Source organism: Sandaracinobacter sp. (genome assembly GCF_041909755.1).
GTDB lineage: Bacteria > Pseudomonadota > Alphaproteobacteria > Sphingomonadales > Sphingomonadaceae > Sandaracinobacteroides.
Map to the genome: position 1 here is coordinate 1 of NZ_JAYRCW010000094.1, position 9875 is coordinate 9875.

Annotated in this window: 10 protein-coding genes; 7 read left to right on the forward strand and 3 right to left on the reverse strand. The window is 67.1% G+C overall.

The genetic code is table 11. The features are described 5' to 3' along the window. The 3 genes from trpS to secB form a co-directional block, all read right to left on the reverse strand. Window positions 1-538 (reverse strand): tryptophan--tRNA ligase (gene trpS / locus ACE3O8_RS11315; RefSeq protein ID WP_374389797.1); only part of this gene is annotated, 538 nt, incomplete at its 3' end. Window positions 539-540: 2 nt separating this feature from the next. Then, window positions 541-2106: a murein biosynthesis integral membrane protein MurJ gene (murJ, locus tag ACE3O8_RS11320; protein WP_374389799.1), complete on the reverse strand. Its 1566-nt coding sequence runs from the start codon at window positions 2104-2106 to the stop codon at window positions 541-543. A 43-nt stretch (window positions 2107-2149) separates the two neighbouring features. Further along, complete coding sequence (gene secB / locus ACE3O8_RS11325) at window positions 2150-2653, reverse strand: protein-export chaperone SecB (protein WP_374389800.1); 504 nt, start codon at window positions 2651-2653, stop codon at window positions 2150-2152. Window positions 2654-2920: 267 nt separating this feature from the next. On the opposite strand from secB, the gene ACE3O8_RS11330 reads away from it, so the two are divergent. The 7 genes from ACE3O8_RS11330 to atpD all read left to right on the forward strand — a co-directional run. After that, on the forward strand, window positions 2921-3589 hold the full coding sequence (locus tag ACE3O8_RS11330) for a Tim44/TimA family putative adaptor protein (protein WP_374389802.1): 669 nt from the start codon (window positions 2921-2923) through the stop codon (window positions 3587-3589). Next, window positions 3586-4737, forward strand: coding sequence for a murein transglycosylase A (locus ACE3O8_RS11335; protein ID WP_374389804.1), 1152 nt, complete (start codon window positions 3586-3588; stop codon window positions 4735-4737). The genes ACE3O8_RS11330 and ACE3O8_RS11335 overlap by 4 nt, the downstream gene beginning before the upstream one ends. Continuing rightward, window positions 4734-5312: a Smr/MutS family protein gene (locus tag ACE3O8_RS11340; RefSeq protein WP_374389806.1), complete on the forward strand. Its 579-nt coding sequence runs from the start codon at window positions 4734-4736 to the stop codon at window positions 5310-5312. The genes ACE3O8_RS11335 and ACE3O8_RS11340 overlap by 4 nt, the downstream gene beginning before the upstream one ends. A 262-nt stretch (window positions 5313-5574) precedes the next feature. After that, the gene (locus ACE3O8_RS11345) at window positions 5575-6141 is read left to right on the forward strand and encodes a F0F1 ATP synthase subunit delta (protein ID WP_374389814.1); all 567 of its coding nucleotides are present in this window, start codon (window positions 5575-5577) and stop codon (window positions 6139-6141) included. A gap of 3 nt (window positions 6142-6144) precedes the next feature. Continuing rightward, the gene (gene atpA, locus ACE3O8_RS11350; protein WP_374389808.1) at window positions 6145-7674 is read left to right on the forward strand and encodes a F0F1 ATP synthase subunit alpha; all 1530 of its coding nucleotides are present in this window, start codon (window positions 6145-6147) and stop codon (window positions 7672-7674) included. A 12-nt stretch (window positions 7675-7686) separates the two neighbouring features. After that, window positions 7687-8565: a F0F1 ATP synthase subunit gamma gene (locus ACE3O8_RS11355; RefSeq protein WP_374389810.1), complete on the forward strand. Its 879-nt coding sequence runs from the start codon at window positions 7687-7689 to the stop codon at window positions 8563-8565. A gap of 18 nt (window positions 8566-8583) precedes the next feature. Next, window positions 8584-9875, forward strand: a 1292-nt coding sequence (gene atpD, locus ACE3O8_RS11360) for a F0F1 ATP synthase subunit beta (RefSeq protein WP_374389812.1), incomplete at its 3' end; no start/stop codon positions are given.

Here is a 9875-nt window from a genome sequence, read left to right on the forward strand (position 1 = left end):
TGGGCTCCGGCAGCGGAAACAGCTCGACGCCGAAGTCGTTGTTGAACTTCGTCGCCGTGTCGCGCGCCAGTTCCAGATGCTGCTTCTGGTCTTCGCCGACGGGCACATGCGTGGCCTTGTACAGCAGCACGTCGGCCGCCTGCAGCACCGGATAGGTATAAAGCCCCACGGAGGCGCCTTCCCGGTCCTTGCCGGACTTTTCCTTGAACTGCGTCATCCGGTTCAGCCAGCCGATCCGCGCCGTGCAGCCCAGCACCCAGGCCAGCTCTGCATGTTCCGGCACGCGGGACTGGTTGAACAGCACCGCCTTGCCGGGATCGATCCCGGCCGCCATCAGCGCCGCCGCGATTTCCCGCGTGGAGCGCTTCAGATCGGCCGGATCCTGCTTCAGCGTGATCGCGTGCATGTCTGCGATGAAGAAAAAGGCCCGGTCCCCGTCCCCCAGCGCGTCCTGCATCAGCGCCCAGTTGCGGATCGCCCCCAGGTAATTGCCGAGGTGCAGGTTACCCGTCGGCTGGATGCCGGAAACGATCAGCATGTTCATCCTCTGCGAAACGAATTGAGAAGCTGCCGCGGATCATATGCGCCGATCAGCAGGCCGCTGCCCGCATAGACCAGCCCGCCCGCGCCCACCAGCAGCAACATGCCGACGGCCCGGCTGACCAGCGTGCCTTCGGCCATGGGCAGAACCAGCCCGTTCAGCGCCCACAGCAGCCCCGCCATCAGCAGCGCCGCCAGCAGCATGTGCGGCGTCGTGCGCAGCAGCCCCTCATCCGGGTGCCAGGCGCCGCGATGGATCAGCACCCCGGCCAGCAGCGCCACGTTGAACCAGGCTGAAACCGAAGTCGCCACCGCGATCCCCACATGATCCAGCATCCGGGACAGCATCAGATTGCCGACGAGGTTGAGGGCGATTGCGGCCAGCGCGATGTGCATCGGCGTCCGCGTATCGCCGCGCGCGTGAAAGCCGGGCGTCAGCACCTTCACCAGCATGTAGGCAACAAGCCCGCTGGAAAAGGCCCTGAGCGCCGCTGCGCTGGCGATCCTGTCCGCCCGGGTGAACTCCCCATGCTGGAACAGGGCCGCAACGATGGGATCCGCCGAGACCATCAGCGCGATGGACGCCGGCAGGCCGAACAGCAGCACGAATTCCAGGCCTCGGTTCTGCTGGTGGATCGCGGCTTCCGGGTTTCCGGCGCCGATCAGCCGCCCCATCGTGGGCAGCAGCGCTACCCCCATGCCCACGCCGATCATGCCCAGCGCCAGCTGGTTCAGCCTGTCGGCGTAATAGAGGTAGGAAACAGATCCCTGCGGCAGATTGCGCGCCGCGATCATGGTGGAAACCAGCAGATTGATCTGCGTCGCCCCCGCGCCGATCGCCGCCGGGCCGATGCGCTTCAGCAGGGTCTTCACCTCAGGTGTCAGCTTCGGCCAGGTAAGACGCGGCAGCACGCCGATGCGCCAGCAATCCCAGCACAGCCACAGGAACTGGAGGATACCGGCAATCGCGATTGCAGCTGCCTGTGTCGTCGCTGTCTCCACCGGCGTCGCGCCCCTGAAGAACAGGAAGCCGCCGATGAACGTCAGGTTCAGCAAAACCGGCGCCGCCGCATAGACCCAGAAGCGGCCCAGCGCATTCAGCAACCCGCCCAGCAGAGAGGCGAGCGAGATCAGCATCAGATAGGGAAAGGCCAGCCGCGTCAGCTGCACCGTCAGCGCCAGCTTTTCCGGGCTCCGGTCCTCGAACCCGCCCGTCATCGCCCATACCACCGGCCCTGCCGCCAGCATGATGACGATGGTGAACAGAAGCAGCACCGGAAACAGCACGGCCAGCGCCTGCTCCGTCAGCCGAACGGCGCTTGTCAGGCCGTCGCCCTTCCCGTCCTTGCCCAGCTTCTGGGAGATCAGCGGCACGAACGCCGCCGAAAAGGCCCCTTCCGCAAACAGGGACCGGAACAGGTTGGGCAGCCGGAACGCCACAAGGAAGGCATCGGCCGCGAAGCCGGCGCCCAGATAGCGCGCCATCAGGATCTCGCGCACCATCCCGACGACGCGCGACAGCAACGTCATCGCGCCGACGGTTGTGGCGGAGCGGATCAGGGACATGGGCTGGCCGCCCCTGTCATGCGCGGGTCTGGCCGGCGTCGGTTCAGGCGTTGCCGAACGGCTGGGCGCCGGCGCCCCGCGCATCCAGCTGCTGAAGATAGAGGCCGCCGAAATCGATCGGCTCCAGCATCAGCGGCGGGAAGCCGCCGTCGCGCACGCAATCCGCGATCACGCGGCGGGCGAAGGGGAACAGGATGCGCGGCGCTTCCACCACCAGGAAGGGCTCCAGCGCTTCCTGCGGCGCGCCGACAAGGCGGAACAGCCCTGCGTAGAGCAGCTCCACCTGGAAGGCGAGCTGGCCGGTTTCCTGCACGCGGGCGGACGCCTCGATCTTCAGCTCCACTTCATACATGTCCTGGCCGCCCGCCCGGGCGTTCACATTCACGTTGATCTCGATCTTGGGCTGGCCCTGCATCTGCAGGGAGCCGGGCGCGTTCGGATTTTCGAACGACAGATCTTTCACATATTGCGCGAGGATGCCGGCCTGCGGCGCAAGGTCTGCGCCATTGGCAAGGGCTTCGGCGGCTTCGGGCGTAATCTCGGTCATGAACGGGCTCTCGGCTGGGCAGGCCCCAAGCCTGCCGTGGACAATTGCCGCGCGGGCTAGCAGCGCCGGCCCCGCGCCGCAAGCGCCTGCCCGCCCGCGCATTGCACAGATGGCGCGCACCCAAGGCTTGCACTCCGCCCGTCTTTCCCTATTTCGGGTGCGGAGTGAATTGCATCCTGCCCCGGCGCAACCGTAAATGCGTGCCGTGGCAATTGCGGCCGGACCTCTTCTGTGAAATGAAGGTCTGGCACATCAAGGCGTCAGGACATGCAGAGCGGTTGGGTCGAAATCTTCTTTCTGGCGATGCTTGCGGGCTTCATCGGCCTCAGGCTCTACCATGTGCTTGGCCGCCGCACCGGCCATGAAAAGCCGGTCGCGGATCCTTATCGCCCGGCCGGCCCGGATGCGCTTCAGCCCTCTGGCCGCGCCCGCAACGAACCGGATTCTCCGATCACGATCGACCTGCCGGCCGATGTCGCCCCCGATGTCCGCCCCGGCCTCGAGCTGGTTGCCCGGGCAGACCGCAGCTTTGCGCCGGATCGCTTCCTCGCCGGCTCGCAGGGCGCCTATGCGATGATCCTGGAAGGCTTCTGGAAGGGTGATGCCGACCAACTGGCAGACCTGGTGTCGGACGAGATGCTGGCGAACTTCCGCGCCGCCATCGAAGCCCGAAAGGCGGCGGGCGAACGGGTGGAGAACCGCCTGCTGCAGGTGGATCGGGCCCAGATCGTCGGCGCGCACATGAACGGCGCCATGGCGGAAGTGACTGTTCGCTTCGATGCCGAGATCGTGACCGTGACGCGCGACGCCGAAGGCCGCGTCATCGCCGGCGACCCCGCCGCGACCGTCCAGACCCATGATCTGTGGACGTTCAGCCGCCACACCACCTCGTCTGATCCGGCCTGGCTTCTCGTCGGCACAGACGAAGAAGAGTGACCGCCGCATCCGGCCGCCCCGTGCGGCATGCCGGAATCGCGCTGGTCTTTGCGCTGGTCGCAGGCTGCGCCGGTCAGAAGGCGCCGGCGCCGCTGCCCCGGCCAACAGCACCCGCTGCACCCGAAACGCCCCCCATCGTCTCCAGCCCGGCAGGGCAAATCGCCGGGTTCACGGCGACGCCTCAGGCGCTTGAGGCGTTTCGCAGGGCTTGCCCGCGCCTTCTGAAGCGCGAGGATGCCTCTGGACTGACCCGCCCGGCGGACTGGCAGGCTGCTTGCGCGGATGCCGGCACCGACCCGGCCACCTTCTTCACCCGCCACTTCACCCCGGTGATCCTGAACGATGGCAAGGGCCTCGCCACCGGCTATTTCGAGCCCGAGATCGCGGGTCTCCGCGCGCCCGCACCCGGCGCGGCCCCGGTTCTGTCCCGGCCGCCCGAACTGGTGGACCTGAACCTGAAGGACTGGAACATCAGCGGCGGGACGATCCGGGGGCTGGTGAAGGGCAACCGCGTCGTCCGCGCGCCCGATCGCGCCGCCATTGAATCCGGTGCCTTCGCCGGCCGGGGGCTGGAACTGGCCTGGGCGGCCGATCCGGTGGACCTGTTCTTTCTGCAGATCCAGGGCTCCGGGCGGCTCGCCATGCCCGACGGCGGCATACTCCGCATCGGCTATGACGGGCAGAACGGCCACCAGTATGTCGCCATCGGCAAGCTGCTGAAGGATCGCGGCATCCTGCCGAAACCCGGCATGGACGAGATCAAGTCCTGGCTGCGCGCCAACCCTGCCGAAGGCGCCGCGCTGATGCGGGAAAACCCCAGCTACATCTTCTTCCGCAAGCTGCCCGACACCATCGACGGCCCCATCGGCGCGCTTGGCGTTCCCTTGCTGGCAGAGGCCAATGCCGCGGCGGACGCGGCGACGCTGCCGCTGGGCGCACCGGTCTGGATCGAAACGATGGTGGACGGCCAGCCGTTCCGCCGCCTTTTGATCGCCGCCGACACAGGGGGGGCGATCAAGGGGGCCAACCGCTTCGACATCTTCTTCGGCGCGGGCGCCGAGGCCGGCCGCAGGGCCGGGCCGCTTGCGGCGCCGCTTCAGGCGCGGATCCTGCTGCCGAACAGCGCGGCGCAGCGCCTCAGGCCATGAGCCGCCGGCTCGCGCCGGACGAACAGGCCCTGTGGGCCCTGGTCGCCGCCACTGTGAAGCCGCTTCACCCCCGAAAGCCTGCGACGCCGTCCACCGCGCCAGCGCCGGCGCCTATTATCGATCGGCAGCGCGTCGGCGCCGTCCGGGCGAGGCCCGCCCCCGCGCCCCTTCCTGCCCCGGCCCGGCCGCCTGCCCCTGCGGCCGCGCCCACCGAATCGCTCGATTCCGGCTGGGATCGGCGCATCGCCTCTGGAAAGCTCGCACCGGATCTGGTGATCGACCTGCACGGCCTGCGCCGCGAACAGGCGCGACACCTTCTATATACGCGCGTCGCAGATGCAGAGCGGAACGGGCTGCGGGTGATCCTTGTAATCACCGGCAAGGGCCATGATCCCGGCCCGTCCCCGGCCGACCTGATGGAGGGGAAGTCAGCCCGCGGCGCGATCCGTGCCGATCTGCCGCGCTGGCTGGGGGAGGACGGGCTGTCGTCCCGCATTGCGGCGGTCCGCCGCGCCCACCCGAGGCATGGCGGCACCGGGGCCGCCTATCTGATCCTGAAACGGCGGCGCGGCTGATCCGCCGCCTGCATGGCTGCTGCGAAAGTCGCGTGGGGTCTTGGCGCCCTGCCCGGCTTGGCAAGCCGGAAACCCCATGCTACGGCCCGCGCGCAAGCACAGGGCGGCCTTTGGGGGCCTGTTTCCCGGCTTCACTGGTTTCTCCCGCCCGCGCGCAAGGCACACCGGCCTGCCGTGGGCGACTGCACATCACCGCCGGGCATTTCCGTTGGAAAGGCCCCGGCACCAGAAAGACAAGAGGCTGTTGGTGGATCTGAACAACATGCGCGTGTCAGTGGCGGCAGCGGGTCTTCCCGGGCGCTATGCGGCCGCCCTCTTCGATCTCGCGCAGTCCGGCAAGGCCTCCGCGAAGACGCTCGATGCCACGGCCCGGGATCTCGCCATCCTGAAAGAGGCGCTTGCCGAATCGGCTGACCTGCGCGCCCTCACCACCTCGCCGGCGATCAGCCGCGAACAGGCCGGCAAGGCCGTCGCCGCCCTCGCCGCCGCGCTTGGCCTCACGGACCTGACGGCCCGCTTCCTGGGCGTTCTGGCGCAGAACGGCCGCCTGTCCGTGCTGGCAGACGTGATCCGCCAGTTCGACCTCATGCTTTCCGCCCATAAGGGCGCCACCACCGCCCAGGTGATCGCCGCGCACAAGCTGACGGCGACGCAGAAAAAGGCGCTGGAAACCAAGCTGAAGGCCCGCACGGGCCGCGCCATCGCGGTCGACGTCACCGTGGATCCCTCGATCCTCGGCGGCCTTATCGTCCGCATCGGCTCCGAACAGATCGACAGCAGCATCAAGACCCGGCTCACGCGCCTGGGTCAGCAAATGAAAGGCCAATAAGAGATGGATATCCGCGCCGCGGAAATCTCCCGCGTCATCCGCGACCAGATCTCGAGCTTCGGCACCGAAGCCGAGGTGTCGGAAGTCGGCCAGGTCCTCTCCGTCGGTGACGGCATCGCCCGCGTCCATGGCCTGGACAATGTGCAGGCCGGCGAAATGGTCGAATTCCCCGGTGGTATCAAGGGCATGGCCCTGAACCTGGAAGCCGACAATGTCGGCGTCGTGATCTTCGGTGCCGACACCGGCATCAAGGAAGGCGACACCGTCAAGCGCACGGGCACCATCGTGGACGTGCCTGTCGGCAAAGGCCTTCTCGGCCGCGTCGTCGATGCGCTGGGCAACCCGATCGACGGCAAGGGCCCGATCGACGCCGCCGAGCGCCGCCGCGTCGAAGTGAAGGCGCCGGGCATCATCCCGCGCAAGTCCGTGCATGAGCCGGTGCAGACCGGCCTGAAGGCGCTGGACGCGCTCGTTCCCGTCGGCCGCGGCCAGCGCGAACTGATCATCGGCGACCGGCAGACCGGCAAGACCGCGGTCGCGCTCGATACCTTCATCAACCAGCGCGAAGCCAACAAGGGCGACGACGAAGGCAAGAAGCTCTATTGCATCTATGTCGCCGTCGGCCAGAAGCGCTCCACCGTGGCGCAAATCGTCCGCGCGCTGGAGGAAAACGGCGCGATGGAATATTCCATCGTCGTCGCCGCCACCGCCTCCGAACCGGCCCCGCTGCAATTCCTGGCGCCCTACACGGGCTGCACGATGGGCGAATTCTTCCGCGACAACGGCATGCATGCCGTCATCGTGTACGACGACCTTTCCAAGCAGGCTGTCGCCTATCGTCAGATGTCGCTGCTGCTGCGCCGCCCGCCGGGCCGCGAAGCCTATCCGGGCGACGTGTTCTACCTGCACAGCCGCCTGCTGGAACGCGCCGCCAAGATGAACGACGCCAACGGCAACGGCTCGCTGACGGCGCTGCCCGTCATCGAAACCCAGGGCGGCGACGTGTCGGCCTATATCCCGACCAACGTGATCTCCATCACCGATGGCCAGATCTTCCTGGAAAGCGGCCTGTTCTATCAGGGCATCCGTCCGGCCATCAACGTCGGTCTCTCGGTCAGCCGCGTTGGCTCCGCCGCGCAGACCAAGGCGATGAAGAAGGTCGCGGGCTCCATCAAGCTGGAACTCGCCCAGTACCGGGAAATGGCGGCCTTCGCCCAGTTCGGCTCCGACCTCGACGCCTCCACGCAGAAGCTGCTGGCGCGCGGTGAGCGGCTGACCGAACTGCTGAAGCAGCCCCAGTACAACCCGCTTCCCTTCGAGGAGCAGGTCGCCTCCATTTTCGCCGGCGTGAACGGCTATCTGGATGGCATCCCGGCCAACGCCGTGACCCGCTATGAAGCTGCCCTTCTGTCGGACCTTCGCACCAACCACCCGAACATCCTGAAGGATATCCGGGAATCGAAGGATCTGTCCGACACCACGAGGGCTGCGCTCAAGGACGCGATTGCGGCCTTCACCAAGACCTTTGCCTGAAGGAACGACTAGATGCCTTCATTGAAGGATCTGAAGGTCCGCATCGCCTCGGTGAAATCCACGCAGAAGATCACCAAGGCGATGAAGATGGTGGCGGCCGCCAAGCTGCGCCGCGCGCAGGAGCGGGCCGAACAGGGCCGCCCCTACGCCGCGCGCATGGATGCTGTGATCGCCAGCCTGGCCGCCAAGGTGTCGGTCGGGCCGGGGGCTTCGCCGCTTCTGGCCGGAACCGGCCGGGATCAGGTGCACCTGCTTGTCGTCGCCACCGCAGAACGCGGCCTGTGCGGCGGCTTCAACACCAACATCGTCCGCGCCGCGCGCCGCCATGCCGCAGAGCTTGAAGCGCAGGGCAAGACGGTGAAGCTGTTCCTGATCGGCAAGAAGGGCCGCGCTGCGCTGCTGCGCACGCACCGGGCGGCCATCGTGGAAACTGTCGATCTGTCCTCGCACAAGACGGTGGGCTTCGATATCGCGCAGGGCATCGGCGCCGATCTGATCGCGCGCTTCAATGCCGGCGAATATGACGTGGCCACCCTGTTCTATTCCGAGTTCAAGTCGGCGCTGGTGCAGGAGCCCCAGGCGCAGCAGCTGATCCCGGTGAAGGTGCCGGAAGCCGCGCCGGCCGGGGCCGCTGCCGCCGTCGTCGAATATGAACCGGGCGAGGAGGCGATCCTGAACGATCTGCTTCCGCGCAACGTGGCAGTGCAGCTCTATCGCGCGCTGAACGAGAATGCGGCCTCTGAACAGGGGGCCCGCATGACCGCGATGGACAACGCCACCCGCAACGCCGGGGACATGATCAACCGCCTGACGCTGACATACAACCGTACCCGCCAGGCCGCGATCACCAAGGAACTCATTGAAATCATTTCGGGCGCGGAAGCGCTCTAACCGACGGGACAACAGCTCATGGCAAGCACCACCAACAATGTCGGCCGGATCACCCAGGTCATCGGCGCCGTCGTCGACGTGTCGTTCGAAGACAATCTGCCGGAAATCCTGACCGCGCTGGAAACCACGGTCGAAGGCCGCCGCCTCGTCCTCGAAGTCGCGCAGCACCTCGGTGAAAACACCGTTCGCACCATCGCCATGGATTCGACGGACGGCGTCGTCCGCGGCCAGGAAGTGACCGACACCGGCTCCCAGATCCGCGTGCCCGTCGGCCCGCAGACGCTGGGCCGGATCATGAACGTGATCGGTGAACCCATCGACGAGCGCGGCCCGGTTGGCGCCACGCAGACGGCCCCAATCCACGCGCCGGCCCCGGAATTCACCGACCAGTCGACCGAAGCCGCCATCCTCGTCACCGGCATCAAGGTCGTCGACCTGATTGCCCCCTATGCCAAGGGCGGCAAGATCGGCCTGTTCGGCGGCGCGGGCGTCGGCAAGACGGTTCTGATCCAGGAACTGATCAACAACATCGCCAAGGGCCACGGCGGCTACTCCGTGTTCGCGGGCGTGGGGGAACGCACCCGCGAAGGGAACGACCTCTACCACGAATTCCTCGACGCGGGCGTCATCGCCAAGGACGCGGACGGCAACCCGACGTCGGAGGGCTCCAAGGTCGCCCTCGTGTTCGGCCAGATGAACGAGCCGCCGGGAGCCCGCGCACGCGTCGCCCTCTCGGGCCTGACGATCGCTGAATATTTCCGCGACGTCGAAGGCCAGGACGTGCTGTTCTTCGTGGACAACATCTTCCGCTTCACCCAGGCCGGTTCGGAAGTGTCGGCGCTGCTGGGCCGCATCCCCTCGGCCGTGGGCTATCAGCCGACGCTCGCCACCGACATGGGCGCCCTGCAAGAGCGCATCACCTCCACCACCAAGGGTTCGATCACCTCGGTGCAGGCCATCTACGTGCCCGCCGACGACTTGACCGACCCGGCGCCGGCCACTTCGTTCGCCCACCTCGACGCGACGACGACGCTCAGCCGCCAGATCGCCGAACTCGGCATCTACCCGGCGGTCGATCCGCTGGATTCCACCAGCCGCGTGCTGGAGCCGCGCATCGTCGGCCAGGAGCATTATGAAACGGCCCGTGCCGTTCAGCAGATCCTGCAGAAGTACAAGTCTCTTCAGGACATCATCGCCATTCTGGGGATGGATGAACTGTCGGAAGAGGACAAGCTGACGGTCGCCCGCGCGCGGAAGATCCAGCGCTTCCTCAGCCAGCCGTTCCATGTCGCCGAAGTGTTCACCGGCCA

Excerpts from the sequence above, each read along its gene's own strand:
- murJ (WP_374389799.1), bottom strand. The coding sequence starts at position 2,106 with ATGTCCCTGATCCGCTCCGCCACAACCGTCGGCGCGATGACGTTGCTG.
- secB (WP_374389800.1), bottom strand. The coding sequence starts at position 2,653 with ATGACCGAGATTACGCCCGAAGCCGCCGAAGCCCTTGCCAATGGCGCA.
- ACE3O8_RS11330 (WP_374389802.1), top strand. The coding sequence starts at position 2,921 with ATGCAGAGCGGTTGGGTCGAAATCTTCTTTCTGGCGATGCTTGCGGGC.
- ACE3O8_RS11340 (WP_374389806.1), top strand. The coding sequence starts at position 4,734 with ATGAGCCGCCGGCTCGCGCCGGACGAACAGGCCCTGTGGGCCCTGGTC.
- ACE3O8_RS11345 (WP_374389814.1), top strand. The coding sequence starts at position 5,575 with ATGCGCGTGTCAGTGGCGGCAGCGGGTCTTCCCGGGCGCTATGCGGCC.
- atpA (WP_374389808.1), top strand. The coding sequence starts at position 6,145 with ATGGATATCCGCGCCGCGGAAATCTCCCGCGTCATCCGCGACCAGATC.
- ACE3O8_RS11355 (WP_374389810.1), top strand. The coding sequence starts at position 7,687 with ATGCCTTCATTGAAGGATCTGAAGGTCCGCATCGCCTCGGTGAAATCC.